The organism is Streptomyces amritsarensis (genome assembly GCF_001953875.1).
GTDB lineage: Bacteria > Actinomycetota > Actinomycetes > Streptomycetales > Streptomycetaceae > Streptomyces > Streptomyces amritsarensis.
Window position 1 is genome coordinate 22,747 of the sequence record NZ_MQUR01000051.1, and the last position, 18,414, is coordinate 41,160.

An 18,414-nucleotide genomic window follows, 5' to 3' on the forward strand; every position below is an offset into this window, starting at 1 on the left:
AGCGCAGGTCCCGGGGGAACGGCCCGCCGCCCGCCCGCCGCGCCTGCCTTTCGATGCCTCACAGCACAATTACACCGCCCATCACAGACGAATCGCCGCCCGGACACCCTTACGTGTGAAGCCGCCTTGGTCGTGTTGTTCGGCAGGAATGCCGAAAACTAGCTTCCTCACCGGAGGTGACGGCCCGGATGACTGTCTGTGCCATCGAGATGACGACCACGGCCCCGTTCACGATCTCCGCGGACGGGTCGTACGCCGCCCGGCTCGCCGGAGAAGGCGAGGCCCGCTATGCGGAACGCTGGACCCTCGCCGGTCCCGAGCCGTACGCGGTGCCGCTGCCCCTCGCACAGCCCGAGGAGGCGGACAGCGAGCTCCTCCCCCTGGCCGACGGGCGCGTGTTGATCCACCGGCGGGTCGCCGACCGCCACGCCTTCGCCCTGCTGTACCCGACGGGCGCCGCGGCCGGGCCGCGCACCGGGGAGCTCCAGCTGGGCGGGGTGGACGCGGAGGAGGGGGTACGGGTCTTCCTGCTCCCGCCGGCCCCGGACGGCTCCGGTGCCTTCGCGGTGGCCGCGTCGGACGCCGTGACCACGCTGTGGCAGGTCGCCGGGTGCGCGTTCGGGCCGCAGCGGGTGGCCCGGATCCCGGGGCGCTGCTCGGGCGGCGTGTGGCTGGACCGGACGGGCCGGCTGCTGGCGCTGGACCGCGAGCTGGAGGGGACCGTCAAGGCCGTCGCCGTGGACCTGGGGCGCGACGGCGAGGTCTCCCCGCTGCTCCAGATCACCGAGGACAGCGACGACCGGCTGCTGCTGGCCGAGCCGGACAGCGGGCTGCTGCTGATCCGCTCCGACGCCCCGGGTGAGCCGCGCCTGGGCTGGGGGGTGCTGGGCAGTTCGCGTCCGGTCCGCTTCCCGGAGTGCCTGCGGCTCGGGGCGGCGCTTCCCTTCGCGGTCCAGCCGGGCCAGGCCCTGATGCCGGAGACCTGCGGGGTGGCGTTGTGGCTGCCCGAGGGGGACATCGGCCTGTGGCGCCCCGCCGACCGGCACGTCTTCCGGCTGGCCGCCCCGGCGGGGTGGCTCGGCGGGGCGGGGATGTGGAGCCCGCAGGGCCGCCTGCACCTGCCGTGCACGACGGCGGAGACGCCCTGCGGGATCGTCGGGATGAACCTTCCTGCTCCGCCTCCCGCGCCGGTCCGCGTGGACCCGCCGCCACCGCCGTCGCCCCGCCCGGTCCCGCTCCAGCAGGCACCCCTGGCGGGGCGCCAGTAGCGGTTCGCGGCCGTAGCGGTTCGGCAGCCGTAGCGGTTCGGCGGCGGGCCCGGCAGCGGCTCAGCCGTGCTTGAGGCCGAGGACCTCCGGCGCGGCGAAGGTCTCGTTCGCCGGGCGGGAGTCGTAGTGCGCGGTGAGGACCTCGTCGAGCTCCTCGTAGGAGAAGGACTCCTTGCCCGTGTCGAACTTCGCCGCCACCTTGGGGCGTTCCATGACGACGACGATGCCGCCGTGCACGACGAAGAGCTGCCCGTTGGCCTTGGCGGAGGCCGGTGAGGCCAGGTAGCCGACGAGCGGCGCCACGTGCTCGGGGGCGAGGGCGTCCAGCCTGCCGTCCTCGGGGACCTCGAAGCCGGCGAAGACGTCCTCCGTCATACGGGTGCGGGCGCGCGGGCAGATGGCGTTGGCCGTCACCCCGTACTTGGCCAGGGCCAGGGCCGTCGAGGTCGTGAGGCCGACGATGCCGCCCTTGGCCGCGGCGTAGTTCGGCTGGCCGGCCGAGCCGCCGAGGAAGGCCTCGGAGGAGGTGTTGACGATCCTGCCGTAGACCGGGCCGCCGGCCGCCTTGGAGCGTTCGCGCCAGTGGGCGGAGGCGAAGTGGGTGGTGTTGAAGTGGCCCTTGAGGTGGACCCGGATCACCGAGTCCCATTCCTCCTCCGACATCGAGAAGATCATCCGGTCGCGGAGGATGCCCGCGTTGTTGACCAGGATGTCGAGCTTGCCGTACGTGCCCACCGCGAGCGCGACCAGCTCGCGCGCCTGCTCGAAGTCGGCCACGTCGCCGAGGTGGGCGACGGCCTGCCCGCCTGCGGCGCGGATCTCCTCGGCCACCTCCTGTGCCGGGGCGGCCGAGGCCTCCCCCGAGCCGTCCCGGCCGGGCTGGCCGAAGTCGTTGACGACCACGCTCGCGCCCAGCCGCGCGAGCTCGATCGCCTCGGCCCGGCCGAGGCCGCGGCCCGCCCCCGTGACGATGGCGGCGAGTCCCTCAAGTGGCAGTGACATCCGTACGGTTCCCCTCGGAGATCGGATCTGCGGAACGGGTCGGCCGGTGGTCGGCTCGACCGCTGACCGGGGCGCTCGATGGTCGGGGCCCTCGGTGGTCGGGGCGCTCGGCGAGGTCAGAGTTCGATGCAGGTGCGCAGGGCGACGCCGGTGCGCATCTGGTCGAGGGCGTCGTTGACCTCGGCCAGGCTCACCCGGTGCGTGATCAGGTTCGACAGGTCGATGCGGCCGGCCCGCCACAGGGCGATGGTGCGCTCGTAGGAGCGGAGCACGTCGCCGCCGCCGTACATCGACGGCAGGATCTTCTTCTCGTCGAAGAACAGCGAGAACATGTTGATCTGGAAGTTGTCGTCGAGGGCGCCGGCCCCGACCACGACGACGGAGCCGCCGCGCCGCGTCATCTCGTACGCCTTCTGCACGGTCGCGGACCTGCCGACGACCTCGAAGACGTAGTCGAAGCCCTCGCCGGCGGTGATCCGGTTCTTGGCGTCGGCGAACTCCTCCGGGGAGACCGCCTCGGTGGCCCCGAAGCGCAGGGCGGCCTCGCGGCGGGACTCGACCGGGTCGACGGCGGTGATCTGGGCGGCGCCCTGCACCTTGGCGCCTTGGATGACGGATATGCCGACGCCGCCGCAGCCGATGACGGCCACCGAGGACCCGGCCTCCACCCGGGCGGTGTTGATGGCCGCGCCGAGGCCGGTGGTGACACCGCAGCCGATCAGTGCGGCGATGTCGAAGGGGAGGTCGTCGGGGATGGGTACGGCGCAGGCGGCGGGGACGACCATCTCCTCGGAGAAGGTGCCCGTGCCGGCGAAGCCGAAGATGTCGCTCGACGCCCGCTTGAAGTTGGGGGTGGCGACGTTCCCGAACGCCTCCAGGCACAGGTGGCCCTGGCCGCGCCTGCAGGAGGGGCAGTGGCCGCACGGCGGCAGCCAGCAGACGAGGACGCGGTCGCCGATCGCGTGGGTGGTGACTCCGTCGCCGACGTCGGTGACCACGCCGGAGCCCTCGTGGCCCGGGATGAAGGGGGCGGGCTGCGGCAGGACGCCGCTCATCGCGGAGAGGTCCGAGTGGCACAGGCCGGTGGCCTTGACGCGGATCCTGACCTTGCCGGGGCCGAAGCCCACGGCCTCCATGTCGTCGACGACTTCGAGCTTGTCCTGGCCGATCTCGCTCTGCAGTGCTGCGCGCACGGTGCGGCTCCTTAGGGGGTGTCCGGCGGGTGCTACGGCTACGCGTGTTCGACGACGGTGTCGGCAAGGACCGGTGCGTCGTCCCGTTCGGCGGCGGTCACCGACACCAGGACGCGGCCGGTCTCCTGCCACATCCGGATGCGCAGCGTCTCGCCCGGGAAGACGATCCCGGCGAAACGCGTGCGGTAGGCGCGGACGCGGGAGACGTCCCCGCCGAGGGCCGTGTCGACGACGGCCTTGAGCGTCATGCCGTACGAGCACAGGCCGTGCAGGATCGGCTTGTCGAAGCCGGCCAGCTTGGCGAACTCGGGGTCGGCGTGCAGCGGGTTCCAGTCGCCGGAGAGGCGGTAGAGGAGCCCTTGGTCCTCGCGGATGTGCCGCTCTTCGACCCGGTCGGGTCCGCGCCCGGGCAGTTCCTCCTTGGCGGAGGGGCCGCGCTCGCCGCCGAAGCCGCCCTCTCCCCGTACGAAGATCTGCGCGTCGCTCGTCCACAGCGGCCCGTCGGCGTCGGCGACCTCGGAGCGCAGCACGATGACGGCTGCCTTGCCCTTGTCGTAGACGGCGGCGACCTTGGAGCTGGAGGTGGCCCGCCCCTTGACGGGGATGGGCCGGTGCAGCTCGATGGAGTGGCCGCCGTGCAGGACGTGGGCGAGGTCGACCTCGATGCCGGGGGCGGCGAGCCCGCCCAGCATGGCCATGCCGGCTCCGGCGACGGTCGCGAAGCTGGGCAGGACGTGGAGCTTGGATTCGAGGGTGTAGCGCAGCTCGTCCGGGTCCGTGGCCGGCAGGCCCGCGCCGAGGCCGAGGTGGTAGAGCTGGATGTCCTTGTGGTCCCAGGCGATGTCCCCCTGGCGGGGTTCTGCGGCGAGGGCCCTGGCGGCATCGATCGGCATGAGGATGCGGCTCCCTGTCGTCGGTGTGGCGGGAAAATCGCTGCCCTGGAAGACCTCGGCGCGGCCGTCCGCACCGTCGGCCGCACCGAGGTCGCATGCGGGGCGGCCGCTTCTAGAACGCGTTCTAGGCTCGACCGGTGAGGGAATGTATAACGCACGCCCCGGCACTTGGGAAGACTCTTGACTCCCCGTCAGATACGCTGCCCCGGTGGACGAAATGCCCGTGGAACACCCTCGGACCCGCACCCTGCGGGTCCTCCTGGAGCCGCAGAATCCGGCCCTGGCGCTCCAGCTCGGCCTCCAGCCCGACATCGACGTCGTCCGGGATGCGGCAGCCCGCCCGGAGGTGGCCCTGGTGGAGGAGGTCGCCGCGGTGACCGCCCTCCTGGAGGACGTTCCGGAGTGCCGGATCCTGGTCCTGACGGGCTCGGCCCGCCCGGGGCTGCGGGAGGCCGCGCTCGCCGCCGGCGCGGCGGGGCTGATCGTCCGGGACGGCCCGGTCGAGGACCTGGCGGACGCGATCCGACGGGCCTCGACGGGCGAGACGGTGATCGATCCGGCCCTGGGGTGAATCCTTTCGGGGTGCCCGTGCCTCTTGTGTATGTTGCCGACGCCGAGGTCGGCACCTGACCTGGAGGTTGACGTGATCACTGTTCTCGTCGTCGCCGGCGCCGCCGTCCTGCTCTGCGCGTGCACCGTCGCCGTCCTGCGCAAGCGGGGCCGGGCCCGTGGCTGACCGTACGGACTGGCCCGGCGAGTCGCTGGTCGTCGCCGCGCAGGCCGGCGACCTCGATTCGCTCACCGCGCTGGTCGCCGGATCGCACCCGAACGTACGGCGCTTCGCGCACTCCCTGTGCGCGTCGCGCGAGGACGCCGAGGACGCGGCCCAGGAAGCGCTGATCATCCTGTACCGCAGGATCGGGATGCTCAGGGCGTCCGGGGCGCTGGCGTCGTGGATGTTCCGCATCGTCCGCAACGAGTGCCTGCGCCGCGCCCGGCTGATGCCGAGGGAGCGGGCGCCGCTGCCGGACACGGCCGTCATGTCCGCCGAGGACGAGGTGCTGCGGCGCCTGGAGGCCGGACGGGTCGCGGAGGCCATCGCCGCGCTGCCTGCGGACCAGCGGCGCGTGCTGATCATGCGGGACGTCCAGGGCCACAGCGGGCGGACCGCCGCCGAGGCCCTCGGCCTGAGCACCGCCGCGATGAAGTCGCGGCTCCACCGCGCCCGCGCGGCGCTCCAGCACACCCTGGGAGACACCCGTGCCCACCACTGACACCGCGGCTTCCCCCGCATCCGCGTCCGCATCCGGCTTCGCGAGCGCGTCCGTGCCGCGGCACCTGGCGCGCGGCGCGGTGGGCTTCGGCGCGCTGATCGCGGCCTTCGCCCTCATCCCGGTCTTCGGCCCGGCCACCCTGCTCCTCGCCCCGGTCGGTGTGGTCGCGCTCCGCGGCTGCCCCATGTGCTGGGCGATCGGCCTGGCCGAGACCGTCTCCCGGGGCCGGATCCGAAGGGAGTGCACGAACGGCAGCTGCGAAGTGAAGCCGGCGTCCCGCTGACCCCGGCCCGCCGACGCCGCCCACCGTTCGTTCCGGGCCACCGATTGACGGATTCCGGCGCAGCGCGCGCCCGCTCCCTGGACCAGGATGAGCTTCCTCAACCTGGTTCGTGGAGAGGTCGATCATGCGCTTGTCCGTCCTGCCCGCCGCCGCCGCGCTCGTGGCCGCGACCCTTGTCTCGGGCGCGGCTCCGGCCACCGCCGACACCCCGGCCGGCCCGGTCCTCCAGGCCGACCTGGAAGCCGGCAAGGGCCGCCACCACAACACCGCGACGGTGCTCTACGAGCGCGTCGACGGTGCGGTGAACTCCGTCAGGATCAAGTCGGTGACGATCTACAGCGGCGAGCTCGACTGCGCCTGGGTGGCGTGGAACAACCCGCAGGGCACGGACGGCTGGTCCAATCTGACCACCGAGCCCTCCTGCAACGGCACCGGCCTGGTCGAGTACCCCGACATCGTCATCAAGGCGCCGGCCGGTCACCCCCTCAAGGTGCGCCTGGCCTCCGACCACCTCGGCTCCGACGTCGTGCACAAGGACATCCAGAAGCTCTGAGACGCCAGTGCGCGCGTCCGAGGCGGACAGCCCCCGTCCCCAGGCGCGCGGGGTGGACTGTTTGCGGTAACGACAATCGTTTCTGCGGTGAACGTGCGATCGGACATGGAGTGGGAGTGCGGACGCGCGCGCGGGCTGGAGTTAGGTGGAGGCGGGGCCGCACCGGGCGTGCGTGCCCCGCCCTTTCCGGTTCGAGTGAAGGCAGATCTCTGTGTTGAAGAAGTCGTGCGTAGCCGCCGCAGCCGTCGTGATGGTGTTCGGGGGTGCAGGTCTGGCGCAAGCTGATGATGTAGTGCGTGTCGTGGAGAGCTCGGAGGTCACCATTCCACCGGCTGCCGGCGGCTACCCGGGCCGGGCGGTGGCGGTGGCCGAGTGTCCGGCGGGCGAGACCCGGACGGGCGGCGGCGCCGTCGTGACCGCGGGCAACTCCTACGCCGACCGGTACCACCTGACGGCGAGTGCGCCGATCAGCGGGGAGCGCTGGTGGGCGTTCGCGACGAACTCCGACCCCAGCAACGCGGGAACCCTGAAGGCGTACGCGATCTGCGCGAAGGTGGTCAAGAACCCGACCCTCACCACACCCTGACCGCAAGCGCCCGGCCCGGTTCCGGACGCGCGCCGCAGCACGTTCGTCCGGAACCGGTGATCGGCCGGCCACTGCTTCCCGGCGAGGCTGCCGGGGTGCGCGGCCGAGGGCTTCGCGGGCGCCCCGGTCCCGCACCGAGCCCGTCGCGTCGTTGACGGCGCTGACGGTGCCGGGGCGGTCGGGGCACTCGGGCAGGCCCGGTCCCGCGGCCCCGCCCGCGGGAGCGGGGCGCGCGGCCCTGCCCGGGCCTACCCCCGGCGGAGCATCGTCACGACCGCCGCGCCGCCCAGGCCGACGTTGTGGGCCAGGCCGACCCGGGCCCCCGCGACCTGCCGCGCCCCCGCCTCGCCCCGCAGCTGCCACACCAGTTCGGCCGCCTGTGCCAGCCCCGTCGCGCCGAGCGGGTGCCCCTTGGAGATGAGCCCGCCCGAGGGGTTGACCACCCACCGGCCTCCGTACGTCGTGGCCCCGCTCTCCACCAGCTTGCCCGCGGCGCCGTCCTCGCACATGCCGAGCGCCTCGTACGTCAGCAGCTCGTTGATCGAGAAGCAGTCGTGCAGCTCCACCACGTCCACGTCCTCGATGCCGAGCCCGGACGCCTCGTACACCTGCCGGGCCGCCGCCGCGCTCATCGGCTTGCCGACGACGTCGATGCAGGAGCCCGACGCGAAGGACTCCTGCGTGTCCGTCGTCATCGCCTGCCCGACGATCTCCACCGCCTTGCCGTGCAGCCCGTGCGCGACGAGGAACCGCTCGGACACCACCAGGGCGGCCGCCGCGCCGTCCGAGGTCGGCGAGCACTGGAGCTTGGTCAGCGGTGCGTGGATCTCCTTCGCGGCGAGGATCTCCTCCACCGAGTACACGTCCTGGAACTGCGCGTTCGGGTTGTTCGCCGAGTGCCGGTGGTTCTTCGCGCCGACCGCCGCCAGCTGCGCGGGCGTGGTCCCGTGGCGCTCCATGTGCTCCCGCGCCGCGTTGCCGAAGATCTGCGCCGTGGGCGGGGACATCTCGAAGCCGTGCCCCGCCGCCATGATCCCGTAGTGCCGGGCCACCGGTGACGTCTTGAAGGATTCATCAGCGGCTCCGCCGCGGGCACCCCCGTCCGCGCCCCCTCCCAACGCGCCCCGCTTCATCTTCTCGAAGCCCAGCGCCAGCACGCAGTCGCTCAGCCCGCCCTCCACGAACTGCCGCGCCATCATCAGCGCCGTCGACCCGGTCGCGCAGTTGTTGTTGACGTTGTAGACCGGCACGCCGCTCAGCCCCAGCTCGTACGCCGCGCGCTGGCCCGCGGTGGACGCCTGGAAGCAGTACCCGACCGGCACCTGCTGCACCTGCCCGTAGTCCACGCCCGCGTCCGCGAGGGCCGCGGACCCGGCCTCCTTGGCCATGTCCCAGTACTGCCAGTCCCGCGACTCGGGCTTCTCGAACTTCGTCATGCCGACGCCCACGATGTACGACTTCATGCCCCTGGTGTCCCTTCAGTCCCTCGGGAGGCCGAGAATCCGCTCGGCGACGACGTTGAGCTGGACCTGCGTGGTGCCCCCGGCGATGGTCAGGCAGCGGGACATGAGCATCCCGTGCACCGCCCGCTCCCCCGCCCCCTCCCGCACCGCGCCCGCCGGACCCAGCAGTTCGAGGGCGAGCTCGGCGGTCCGCTGCTGGTGCGGGGTCTGGACGAGTTTGCGTACGGAGGCGCCCGCGCCCGGCTCCAGCCCCGACACCTGCTGGAGCGTGGTGCGCAGCCCGATGCAGGCCAGGGCGTGCGCCTCGGCGGCCAGCGCCCCGATCCGGGCCCGGTGGGCGCCGTCGAGGTCGGCGGCCCGGGCGAGGAGGGCCTCCAGCCCGGTGTCGAAGGTCATCCGGTCGGCCATGTGCACCCGTTCGTTGCCGAGGGTGTTGCGGGCCACCTTCCAGCCGCCGTCGGCCGCGCCGACCAGGGTGTCCGCGGGGAGCTCGACGTCGTCGAGGTACACCTCGTTGAAGAGGGCCTCGCCGGTGATCTCCTTCAGCGGCCGGACGTCGATGCCGGGGGTGTTCTTCATGTCGACGACGAAGTAGCCGAGGCCCTTGTGCTTGGGCGCGTCCGGGTCGGTACGGGCCAGCAGGATCGCGAAGTCGGCGCTGTGCGCGGAACTCGTCCACACCTTCTGTCCGTTGACCAGCCAGGAGCCGTCCTCCCGCCGCTCGGCCCGGGTCCGTAGCGAGGCCAGGTCGGAGCCGGCGCCCGGCTCGGAGAAGAGCTGGCACCAGGTGATCTCCCCGCGCAGGGTGGGGAGTACGTAGGCGTCGCGCTGGGCCTGCGTCCCGTAGGCCAGCAGGGAGGGCACGATCCAGGTGGCGATGCCGAGGTCGGAGACCTCTACCCCGGCGGCCGCGAATTCCTGCTGGACGACGAGCTGCTCGACGGGCCCGGCGCCCAGCCCGTAGGGCGGCGGCAGGTGAGGCGCGGCGTAGCCGGTGGGGGCCAGGATCCTCCGGGCGGCGGCCGGGTCGAGCCCGCGCGCGTCCTCGATGGCGGCGCGCGCCTTCGCGCGGTGGACCTCGGCCTGCGCCGGCAGCTCCAGGCGCAGCTCGCGCCGTGCCCCGCCCGCCGCGTACCGCACGGCCCGGACGCGGTGCCCGTCGCCGGGGCCGAGCAGCTGGCGGGCGACGATCGCCCGCCGCAGGTGGATGTGGGCGTCGTGCTCCCAGGTGAAGCCGATTCCGCCGAGGATCTGGATGCAGTCCTTGGCGCAGGAGTACGCGGCGTCCAGGGCGGTCCCGGCGGCGAGGGCCGCCACGAGCGAGCGGACGCCGGCGGGCTCGTCCATGGCGTGAGCTGCGTCCCAGGCCAGCGCACGGGCCTGCTCCAGCCGTACGAGCATGTCGGCGCACAGGTGCTTGACACCCTGGAACTGCCCGATGGGCCGGCCGAACTGCTCGCGCACCTTGGCGTACTCGGCGGCGGTGTGCAGGGCCTTGGCGGCGGTGCCGCAGGCGTCGGCGGCGAAGAGCGTGCAGGCGAGGTCGCGGACCAGGGCCGCGTCGAGCTCCAGCAGCCGCCCGGCGGGGACGGCCGCGCCGCGCGCCCGCACCTCGGCGGTGGGGCGGGTCGGGTCGGCGCTCTCGTGCGTACGGATGTCCAGCGCGGCCGCGTCCACGGCGAACCAGCGGGTCCCGTGCGCCGCTTCCGCGGCGAGCAGCACGAGGTCGGCCTCGCCCGCGCCGAGCACGGGCGGCGCGAGCCCGTCGAGCAGGTGCCCGCCGCCCTCGGTGGCCACGGCGGTCAGGGTCCCCGGCCCCAGCGCGACCGCCCCGACCCGGCCGGCGAGGGGCTCGGCCCCGGCCCGGTCCAGCAGTACGGAGGCCAGCGCGCTCGGCAGGTACGCGCCGGGCAGCATGGCCCGGGCCGCCTCCTCGACGACGACGGCCAGGTCGAGCAGGGTCCCGCCCTCCAGGTGCGGCTCCAACAGCCCCGACTCCACGAGTGCGTCCCAGTAACCGGGCCGCACCCCGGTGCGCGGCGGGGAGTCGAGCAGCTTGCGCACCTCCTCCGGAGGCACGGCCCGCGCCGCCCAGCCGCGCACCGCCTCGGCCAACTCCCGCTGCTCCTGCGTGATTCCGATGCCCATGCGCGGCAGACTAGAACACGTTCCAATCTGACGGAAGGTCAGATGGAGGTGTTCTTCACGGGCGACCCGGTCGGCGCGGGGCGGTGGCGTGGGTCAGCGCCGCGGGGCGGCCTTCAGCGCCGCGCGGGCGGCATCCTTCGCCTTGGACTCGCAGGCGGCCTTGGTGTACGGCTTCGCCCGCAGGCTCACCCGCACGGAGAGGTTGCCCTCCCTCACGCCGAGGACGCAGGTCCAGCCGCCGCCGGCCGACCCCCAGTAGGCCTCGGTGCCGAACCCGAGACGCGCCGCCGCGCGCTGACCGGCCGCCTCCGACTGGAACAGCCGCTTCTGCGCCGCCGCGTCGGCCTCCGCGTCACCGCCGAGGCTCAGACCCCATCGGACCAGGGTGGTCGGCGACGCGGCGGTGTCCCCGCCCCCGCCGCAGGTCGCCTGCGCGCCGTCGGCCGTCCCGGTCCGGCTGTCCGCCGTCGACGGCCGCAGGTCCAGCGGCAGCTTCCCGCGCGCCTCCTGGCAGCTGGGGACCGCCGTGTAGGCGAGGGGGGCGTTCATCCGCTCCCGTACGTACAGGGCGCCGCCGGTACCGGCCACGAGCAGCACCCCGGCCGCCACCAGCGCCGCGACCCGGCGCCGCCGGGCGCGCGGCGGACCGCCGCCCGCGGCGGTGTCCGGGCGCGCGGGGGGCGGCGGCACCTCGGCCACGGGATCCGGGGCGCCGTGCGGCGCCGGAGCCGCGAGCGGCTCGCCGCCGGCCGGGGGGACCGCCGAAGGCACGGACTCGGGCGCGGTGGCCGGAACGGGGTCCGGGCCCCCGGCGTGCACGTCTTCCGGCATCCGCGCCGATCCGCGGGCCTGGGCCGCCTCCGGGCTGCCGGCCGCCGCAACCCCGGCCAGCAGCCCGTCGATCCGCGCCCGCTGCTCGGCGAGCATCCCGTAAACGGCGGACGGCCACTGGCGACCCGCCGGGGCCACCGGACCGATGAGTTCGCGCAGCTCCGCCGGGGACGGCCTGGCCTCCGGGTCCTTGGCCAGGCAGCGCGCGACGAGGTCGCGCAGCCCCGCCGGCACCGCGCTGAGGTCCGGCTCGCCGTGCGCCACCTCGTACAGCGTCTTGAGCGTGGAGGACCCGGCGAAGGGGCTGCGGCCCGTCAGCGCCATGACCAGCACGGAACCGAGGGAGAAGACGTCGCTGGCGGGCGTGAGCGGCTTGCCCTCCGCCTGCTCGGGCGACATGTACGCGGGCGATCCGACGACGAACCCCGTACGCGTCAGCCCGGTATCGCCGTCCGGTTCGCCCTCCGTGGCCCGGGCGATGCCGAGGTCGATGACGCGGACGCCGTCCTCCGCGAGGAGCAAGTTGTCGGGCTTGAGGTCCCGGTGGACGAGCCCGGCCCGGTGGATCTCGGCCAGGGCGGACGTCAGGCCCGCGGCGAGCCGGCGTACGACGTCCTCGGGCAGCACCCCGACCGCCTTGACCACGGCGCCGAGGGAAGGCCCGGCGACGAAGACCGAGGCCAGCCAGGGTGTCGGGGCGTCCGGGTCGGCGTCGATCACGGCGGCCGTGTACGCGGCCGAGACCTTGCGGGAGGCGGTGACCTCACGGCGGAAACGGGCCCGGAAGCCCGCGTCGTCCGCGAAGTGGGCGAGGACCTGCTTGACGGCGACGAGCCGCCCGTCCGGGCCGGCCGCCAGCAGCACCCGGCCCATCCCGCCCTGCCCGAGCACGCCGACGACCTCGAACGGCCCCACATGCGTCGGGCCCCCCGGCCCCACCTGCTCCATGTCCCCCGCCCCCTACTCCCCAAGTCGGGAGCGGATCATACAGAGACGGCCTTCACGAACGCGGCGAACGCGGCGGGGCGGACGGTGAAAACCGGCCCCTCGGGGACCTTGGAGTCCCGCACGGCGACGAGGCAGGGCTGCGCGGCCACCTCGACGCAATTACCGCCGGTGTCACCGCTGTACGAGGCTTTGCGCCACGCCAGGGCGCCGAGCGGGGCGCACTCGACACACTCCCCGCCGGTGTCGGAGCTGTACGAGGACTTACGCCACTTCGCGCCCGTCAGGTGCTGGTTGGTCTCCATAGCGCTCCTCCAATACGCGGGCGATCAGCGCCGCCGAGTCCTCCAGGGAGAGGGCGGCAGCCTGCAAATGATCGTATCGGAGCGAACCCTCCCTGAGAGCTTGCGGATTGGCCGTCATATGGCCCTGCACGAAGTCCTCGGTGTAGACGATGTCCGGGTCGCCGTCGAACCGCATGACGGTGAACGAGCCCGGCAGCCCGGCGTGGGCGCCCGCCTCGAACGGCAGGATCTGCACCCGCACCCACTCCCGCCCCCGCAGATCCAGCAAGTGAGCCAGCTGGTTCCGCATGACGTCCCTGCCGCCGATCTCCTGGTGCAGTACGGCCTCGCTCAGGACGACCCACATCAGTGGCGGGTTCTCGCGGTCGAGGATCCGCTGCCGCTCCATTCGGGCGGCGACCTTGGCGTCGAGGTCCCCCTCGCTCCGCACGCCCAGCACCGCCCGCGCGTACTCCTCCGTCTGGAGCAGCCCGTAGACCAACTGCGCCTGGAAGGTGGAGATGTAGGCCGCCCGCGCCTCCATCTCCGCATACGGCTGGAACCACGTCGGCAGCTGATGCCGCAGCACCAGCCCCACCAGTCGCGAGAACACCCCGCCCGTGCCGAGCGCCGCGTCCACCCGCTCCGAGAAGTCCCGCGTCGGGACCCTCCGCGTGGTCTCGACCTGGCCGATCAGCGAGCCTGTGCAGAAGACGATGCTGCCGAGCTGCGCCTGGTTGAGCCCCGCGTCCTCTCTGAGGCGGCGCAGTTCGGATCCGTAGTAGTCCAGCGGTGAGGCGCTGGGATCGAGATCACGCACGCCGACCATGGACGGTCACCCCCAAGCCAGTTGCCGGTTCCGTGGCTGAGCGTAGCCATCCGCACACCTCCCGGTGACCCGATTCGGCGGACCGGGGCGGCCGTCGGCGATAATGCGCCCGTGGGGGAACTGATCGAAAACCGGTACGCACTGGAGGAGTTGCTCGGCCGGGGCGGCTTCGGCGAGGTGTGGCAGGCCGAGGACGGACGGGTGGGGCGGCGGGTCGCCGTCAAGATCGGCTATCCGCAGACGCCCGAGGAGACCCGCCGCTTCGAGCGGGAGGCCAGCCTCGCCGGGAACCTCGCGCACCCCAACATCGCCACCGTCCACGATTTCGGCCGTGTCGAGCGCGCCGGGCGCGAGGCTGTCTTCCTGGTCATGGAGCTGCTGCGCGGCCGCAGCCTCGCCGAGGTTCTGGCGGAGGGCGTGCCGCCGCTCGCGGACGCCCTGGAGTGGGCCGGGCGGATCGCGGACGCGCTCGGGGCGGCCCACTGCGCCGGAATCGTGCACCGGGACGTGAAGCCCGCCAACGTGATGGTCACCGACAGCGGCGTGGTGAAGGTCCTCGACTTCGGTATCGCCAAGGCCGGCGGCGGGAGCGGGGGTGGTACGGACCTGACCGGCACCGGGATGCTCATCGGCTCGTTCCCGTACATGGCCCCCGAGCGCTGGACCGGCGGGGCCGACGGTTCGCCGGTCGACGGCCGGGCCGACCTGTACGCCCTCGGCTGCGTGCTCATGGAACTGCTGACCGGCGCCCGTCCGTTCGCCGCCGTCGAGCTGCACGGGCTCCTCGCCCAGCACCTCACGGCCGAGCCGCCCGCGCCCAGTTCGCTGCGGGCGGGGATACCGGCCGCGCTGGACTGCCTCGTACGGGACCTGCTGGCGAAGGACCCCCGCGATCGGCCCGCTGACGCGGCGGAGGTCTCCCGCCGGCTCGCCGATGCGGCGCGCGCCGTCGCCGCCGAGGGGCCGGCGGTTGCCGTGTCGTACCCGCCGCCGCCCGCGTACGCCCCCTCGGTGCACACCGCCGCCGACGGCGCGGTCCGCATGATGCTGGACCGGCGGCTGACGCAGCTGCTGGAGGACTCCCCCGCGGACGTCGTCGACCGGCTCTCCCTGCTGGTCGACGACCTGACCGAGGAACTGGGCGTTCAGGACCCCCTCACCGTCCGCGCCGCCTACCACCGGGCGGTGCGGGTCCGCCGGCAGTCCGCGACCGACCTGGAACGGATCCTGCCGCGCATGGTGCGGGTCCTGGGCCTGGAGCATCCGGACACCATCACCGCCCGCGCCACCTGCGTCGGCGAGGCCGCGGCCTTCGGGCCCGGCGACGGCCGCCGCCACGAGGAGGAGCTGCGTGAGCTCATCGCGCAGGCCGGGAGGGTGTTCGGCGAGCACGGACTCGTCACTCTGACCGCCCGCTACCACCTGGCCTCGGCCATGCACCGGGGCTCCCGCGACCGCGACGGCCAGTGGGACGCCCGCACCCGGGAGCGGGCGGAGAGCGAACGCGCCTGGCTGGGGCCGCTGCTGCCCGACCTGGAGTGGGCGCTGGACGCCGACAGTCCCGTCCTGCTCGACGTGCGGCGCCGGCTGGCGCACGACGCCTGGCTCGTCGGCGACTGCGCGGGCGCCGCGCAGCTGTACTGGCGCCTCTTCCCGGACCTGGCGGAGCTGGCCGAGTACGGCGATCCAGAGGTGGCCCACCGCGTCCTGCGCAGCATCGGCGAGGCGGGCGATCCCGTGAGCGCGCTGGCCCACATGGACCTGCTGCTGCACCGGCTCCCGTTCCTGAGCGGCACCCAGCGGCTGGCCCAGGAGGTCTCCGCCACCCGGTCGGAATTCCGGCGGGCCGTACGGGCGCGGCGGCGCGCGGACGGCTCCGGCGGGCCGGGCGGCGGGCTGTCCCGGCTGTTCGGTCGCTGATCCGCGCGCACCTGCGCAGCCCCCGGCATGGACCCCTACCCGGCGGTAGGGCAGCATGGGCCGCCACACGCAGCTCAGCAGGAGGAACGACATGGCCAGCCCCAAGCCGGAGACCCTCGCCGCCTTCGAGACGGCCAAGGGGTTCATGCCCGTACGGGAGGGCCTCGCGCTGTACGAGGCCGCCGCCGCGGCCGGGGCGCTCGGGCTGCCGCTGCTGGAGGTCGGCACGTACTGCGGGCGCTCGACGATCCTGCTCGCCGACGCCGCCCGTGAGGCCGGCGTGGCCGCGATCACCGTGGACCACCACCGGGGCAGCGAGGAGCAGCAGCCGGGCTGGGAGTACCACGACCCGACGGTCGTGGACCCGGAGATCGGGCTGATGGACACCCTGCCGACCTTCCGCCGGACCCTGCACAGGGCCGGGCTGGAGGAGCACGTGATCGCGATCGTGGGCCGGTCCCCGCAGGTCGCGGCGGCGTGGGGCGGCAAGCTGGGTTTCGTCTTCATCGACGGCGGCCACACCGACGAGCACGCCACCGGCGACTACGAGGGCTGGGCCCCGCACGTCGCGGAGGGCGGCACGCTCGTCATCCACGACGTGTTCCCGGACCCGGCGGACGGCGGCCAGGCCCCGTACCGGATCTACCTGCGCGCCCTCGCCTCGGGAGCCTTCGAGGAGGTCTCCGTCACCGACTCGCTGCGCGTGCTGCGCCGCACCGGCCCGGGCATCTGACACCGCACCCGCCGTTCATATAAGCGCACCACGCCCCCGGATGGCGCAGTCCCGGCCGGGCCGCCGGGGAGCGGTCTAGCATCGCGGACGTGCGCTACGACGACAGCTCCCCGCCCCCCGAGTCCGGTTCCTCGGCCGATCCGGACCGGCACTGGTTCACCCGACGCTCCACGCTCGTGGTCGGGATCGCGGCACTCGCCCCGGCCTGCCTGGCGGGCTGGGTCCTGACCCAGACCCTGTCCGGGACCGGCTCGGACGCGAGCCGGTCCGGCCCGGCGCCGCAGCCCGCCTCGCACGCGTCCCTGTCGCCGGGCCAGCGGGACGCGAAACCGGGCTCCACCCCGAGCACGAGCCCGAGCACGAGCCCGACCGGCAGCCCGAGCACGACCGCGGCCCCCGTACCGGCGCCCGTCAAGGGACCGCTCACCGGCAAAACGGTGGTGGTCGACCCCGGACACAACACCGGCAACTTCAAGCACACCGACGAGATCGACCAGCAGGTCGACATCGGCACCAACCGCAAGGAGTGCGACACCACCGGCACGACCACCAACTCCGGCTACATGGAGGCGGAGTTCACGATGGACGTGTCGAAGCGCCTGCGGACCGCGCTGGAGGCCCAGGGTGCGAAGGTGGTCCTCACCCACGAGACGGGCGCCCGCGCCTGGGGGCCGTGCATCACCGAGCGCGCCCGGATCGGCAACGAGGCGAACGCCGACGCGGTCGTGTCCGTCCACGCCGACGGCGTCTCGGCCGGCAACCGCGGCTTCCACATCATCCTCCCGGCGAAGGTCAAGAGCGGGGCCGCCGACACCGCGAACATCGTCGGACCCTCGCGCGAGCTGGGCGAACGCATCGCCGGGAACTTCGCCCGCACCACCGGCTCGGCGCCCGCCAACTACCTCGGCGGCGGAACCGGCTTGGTGGTCCGCGACGATCTGGGCGGGCTGAACCTGTCAACTCGGCCCAAGGTGTTCATCGAATGCGGCAACATGCGTGACGCCAAGGACGCGGCGCAGCTGACGAGTCCGCAGTGGCGGCAGAAGGCGGCCCAGGGCATCGCCGACGGCATCGTCGGCTTCCTCGGCGGGTAGTCCTCCTCGGGCGTCCCGCCGGGAGGCCCGCCGCCCCGATCCTCTCGGTTGCGGGATACATCCGTACCATGGTGCCGCCCGCCCTGCTGCAGGCTCGATCTGCGCTGCGACCGCGGCACCACGAGACGACCGAGACCGAGAAGGACACCTAAGACGTGAACATCCGCTCCCTCACTCGAGGCGACGGCGTGGTGATCGGAGCAGCGGTGCTGCTGTTCATCGCCTCGTTCCTCGATTTCTACTCCGCGACGGGCGTCGATCTGCCGAGCCCGTGGGACACCGACGCCTACCGCCTGGTGCTGCCCAGCGTCTTCCTGCTCGGCTTCATCGCCGCCGGTCTGCTGATCGCGGGCCGCTTCCAGCCGGAGAGCCGCAAGGTGCTCGGCATGCCGCTGTCGGCGTGGGGTACGGTCCTGGCCGTCTCGGCCGCCTGGTCCGCGCTGTGGGCGCTGATCACCTGCCCGAGCACGTTCGACCTGGGCGCCGGCGCCGTCATCGCCTTCCTCGCCACCCTGGCCCTGGCCGGTGTGGCCCTCTTCGGCGCGAAGGTCCCGGCGCTCGCCGGTGCGCTGGTGCCGGAGGCGCGTCCCGCCGCCCCGCAGCCGTACGGCGGCCAGCCGCAGCCGGGGGCCGGGTACGGCTACCCGGGCGGGCAGCAGCCCTACGGCTCCACCCCGCAGCCGGTCCCGCCGTACGGTGGTACGCCCACTCCGGCGCCCGGCCCGCACGACTCCGGTGCCGGCCACCAGGCGGCCCCGACGCCCGCTCCGGCGTCGGACTTCAGCCCGTTCTGGTTCGCGGTGCCGGTGGCCCGTCCCCTCTTCGCGGAGGACGGCTCGTCCGCGCAGATCGCCGAACTCGCGCCGGGCACCTGGTACCTGGCGGTCGAGCAGCGCGGCGCGGCCGCCCTGGTCGCACAGACCCAGGACGGCCGTCGCGGCATCCTGAGCGACACCTCGGGCATCCAGCGCGGCTGATCCGCGTACGCGTTCACCGTTCCCCCGCGTCGCCCCACCGGTTCCCCGGTGGGGCGACGCGTGTGTGCGGGGCCTGTCGGTACGTGTCAGTAGCATCGACCCGACCAGTACTCATATTCGATGAGTTGAAAACGGGTG

The 18,414-nt window shown here is 73.6% G+C and carries 18 protein-coding genes; 10 read left to right on the forward strand and 8 right to left on the reverse strand.

Annotation, left to right across the window (positions count from 1 at the left end; genetic code table 11):
- Positions 1–188: 188 nt before the first annotated feature.
- Entirely contained in the window at positions 189–1,268 is a 1,080-nt protein-coding gene (locus AVW11_RS21145; protein ID WP_030852453.1) for a hypothetical protein, read from the forward strand.
- A 60-nt stretch (positions 1,269–1,328) separates the two neighbouring features.
- Here the strand turns inward: AVW11_RS21145 and AVW11_RS21150 are convergent, their stop codons facing one another.
- From AVW11_RS21150 to AVW11_RS21160, 3 genes are all read right to left on the reverse strand, one after another.
- Entirely contained in the window at positions 1,329–2,270 is a 942-nt protein-coding gene (locus tag AVW11_RS21150; RefSeq protein WP_060178269.1) for a 3-oxoacyl-ACP reductase, read from the reverse strand.
- Between the two features lie 116 nt (positions 2,271–2,386).
- Positions 2,387–3,463 carry a Zn-dependent alcohol dehydrogenase gene (locus tag AVW11_RS21155; RefSeq protein ID WP_060178270.1) on the reverse strand — a complete coding sequence of 359 codons (1,077 nt, stop codon included), beginning with the start codon at positions 3,461–3,463 and terminating at the stop codon, positions 2,387–2,389.
- 38 nt (positions 3,464–3,501) lie between these two features.
- Positions 3,502–4,356, reverse strand: a complete 855-nt coding sequence (locus tag AVW11_RS21160; protein ID WP_076045310.1) for a MaoC/PaaZ C-terminal domain-containing protein — start codon at positions 4,354–4,356, stop codon at positions 3,502–3,504.
- Between the two features lie 217 nt (positions 4,357–4,573).
- Between AVW11_RS21160 and AVW11_RS21165 the strand changes: the two genes are divergently transcribed.
- From AVW11_RS21165 to AVW11_RS21185, 5 genes are all read left to right on the forward strand, one after another.
- Entirely contained in the window at positions 4,574–4,927 is a 354-nt protein-coding gene (locus AVW11_RS21165) for a response regulator (RefSeq protein ID WP_225885103.1), read from the forward strand.
- A 157-nt stretch (positions 4,928–5,084) separates the two neighbouring features.
- Positions 5,085–5,630 carry an RNA polymerase sigma factor gene (locus AVW11_RS21170; RefSeq protein WP_030852437.1) on the forward strand — a complete coding sequence of 182 codons (546 nt, stop codon included), beginning with the start codon at positions 5,085–5,087 and terminating at the stop codon, positions 5,628–5,630.
- Positions 5,617–5,913, forward strand: coding sequence for a hypothetical protein (locus AVW11_RS21175; RefSeq protein ID WP_076045314.1), 297 nt, complete (start codon positions 5,617–5,619; stop codon positions 5,911–5,913). Before AVW11_RS21170 ends, AVW11_RS21175 begins: the two co-directional genes overlap by 14 nt.
- A gap of 124 nt (positions 5,914–6,037) precedes the next feature.
- The gene (locus AVW11_RS21180) at positions 6,038–6,466 is read left to right on the forward strand and encodes a hypothetical protein (RefSeq protein WP_076045316.1); all 429 of its coding nucleotides are present in this window, start codon (positions 6,038–6,040) and stop codon (positions 6,464–6,466) included.
- Positions 6,467–6,767: 301 nt separating this feature from the next.
- Positions 6,768–7,052 (forward strand): hypothetical protein, encoded by a 285-nt coding sequence (locus tag AVW11_RS21185; protein ID WP_060178276.1) that lies wholly within the window; start codon positions 6,768–6,770, stop codon positions 7,050–7,052.
- Positions 7,053–7,300: 248 nt separating this feature from the next.
- Here AVW11_RS21185 and AVW11_RS21190 read toward each other — a convergent pair whose 3' ends face one another.
- The 5 genes from AVW11_RS21190 to AVW11_RS21210 all read right to left on the reverse strand — a co-directional run bounded on the left by AVW11_RS21190 (position 7,301) and on the right by AVW11_RS21210 (position 13,552).
- Positions 7,301–8,515: a lipid-transfer protein gene (locus tag AVW11_RS21190; protein ID WP_060178277.1), complete on the reverse strand. Its 1,215-nt coding sequence runs from the start codon at positions 8,513–8,515 to the stop codon at positions 7,301–7,303.
- Between the two features lie 15 nt (positions 8,516–8,530).
- Entirely contained in the window at positions 8,531–10,663 is a 2,133-nt protein-coding gene (locus tag AVW11_RS21195; RefSeq protein WP_076045318.1) for an acyl-CoA dehydrogenase family protein, read from the reverse strand.
- 93 nt (positions 10,664–10,756) lie between these two features.
- Complete coding sequence (locus AVW11_RS21200) at positions 10,757–12,442, reverse strand: serine/threonine-protein kinase (protein ID WP_076045320.1); 1,686 nt, start codon at positions 12,440–12,442, stop codon at positions 10,757–10,759.
- Between the two features lie 35 nt (positions 12,443–12,477).
- Positions 12,478–12,744: a DUF397 domain-containing protein gene (locus AVW11_RS21205; RefSeq protein ID WP_076045322.1), complete on the reverse strand. Its 267-nt coding sequence runs from the start codon at positions 12,742–12,744 to the stop codon at positions 12,478–12,480.
- Positions 12,704–13,552, reverse strand: a complete 849-nt coding sequence (locus AVW11_RS21210; RefSeq protein WP_076045324.1) for a helix-turn-helix domain-containing protein — start codon at positions 13,550–13,552, stop codon at positions 12,704–12,706. Before AVW11_RS21210 ends, AVW11_RS21205 begins: the two co-directional genes overlap by 41 nt.
- Before the next feature lie 111 nt (positions 13,553–13,663).
- Here AVW11_RS21210 and AVW11_RS21215 point away from each other — a divergent pair, with 111 nt between their 5' ends.
- The 4 genes from AVW11_RS21215 to AVW11_RS21230 all read left to right on the forward strand — a co-directional run bounded on the left by AVW11_RS21215 (position 13,664) and on the right by AVW11_RS21230 (position 18,276).
- Positions 13,664–15,472: a serine/threonine-protein kinase gene (locus AVW11_RS21215; protein WP_076045326.1), complete on the forward strand. Its 1,809-nt coding sequence runs from the start codon at positions 13,664–13,666 to the stop codon at positions 15,470–15,472.
- Positions 15,473–15,563: 91 nt separating this feature from the next.
- A complete protein-coding gene (locus AVW11_RS21220) occupies positions 15,564–16,205 on the forward strand; it encodes a class I SAM-dependent methyltransferase (RefSeq protein WP_076045328.1) in 642 nt (213 codons plus the stop codon).
- 89 nt (positions 16,206–16,294) lie between these two features.
- Positions 16,295–17,299: an N-acetylmuramoyl-L-alanine amidase gene (locus AVW11_RS21225; protein ID WP_076045330.1), complete on the forward strand. Its 1,005-nt coding sequence runs from the start codon at positions 16,295–16,297 to the stop codon at positions 17,297–17,299.
- A gap of 155 nt (positions 17,300–17,454) precedes the next feature.
- A complete protein-coding gene (locus AVW11_RS21230; protein WP_030852382.1) occupies positions 17,455–18,276 on the forward strand; it encodes a hypothetical protein in 822 nt (273 codons plus the stop codon).
- Positions 18,277–18,414: the final 138 nt, after the last annotated feature.

Coding starts and splice junctions, on each gene's coding strand:
- AVW11_RS21165 (WP_225885103.1), top strand. CDS start 4,574: ATGCCCGTGGAACACCCTCGGACCCGCACCCTGCGGGTCCTCCTGGAG.
- AVW11_RS21195 (WP_076045318.1), bottom strand. CDS start 10,663: ATGGGCATCGGAATCACGCAGGAGCAGCGGGAGTTGGCCGAGGCGGTG.
- AVW11_RS21160 (WP_076045310.1), bottom strand. CDS start 4,356: ATGCCGATCGATGCCGCCAGGGCCCTCGCCGCAGAACCCCGCCAGGGG.
- AVW11_RS21180 (WP_076045316.1), top strand. CDS start 6,038: ATGCGCTTGTCCGTCCTGCCCGCCGCCGCCGCGCTCGTGGCCGCGACC.
- AVW11_RS21190 (WP_060178277.1), bottom strand. CDS start 8,515: ATGAAGTCGTACATCGTGGGCGTCGGCATGACGAAGTTCGAGAAGCCC.
- AVW11_RS21150 (WP_060178269.1), bottom strand. CDS start 2,270: ATGTCACTGCCACTTGAGGGACTCGCCGCCATCGTCACGGGGGCGGGC.
- AVW11_RS21210 (WP_076045324.1), bottom strand. CDS start 13,552: ATGGTCGGCGTGCGTGATCTCGATCCCAGCGCCTCACCGCTGGACTAC.
- AVW11_RS21145 (WP_030852453.1), top strand. CDS start 189: ATGACTGTCTGTGCCATCGAGATGACGACCACGGCCCCGTTCACGATC.
- AVW11_RS21220 (WP_076045328.1), top strand. CDS start 15,564: ATGGCCAGCCCCAAGCCGGAGACCCTCGCCGCCTTCGAGACGGCCAAG.
- AVW11_RS21200 (WP_076045320.1), bottom strand. CDS start 12,442: ATGGAGCAGGTGGGGCCGGGGGGCCCGACGCATGTGGGGCCGTTCGAG.
- AVW11_RS21205 (WP_076045322.1), bottom strand. CDS start 12,744: ATGGAGACCAACCAGCACCTGACGGGCGCGAAGTGGCGTAAGTCCTCG.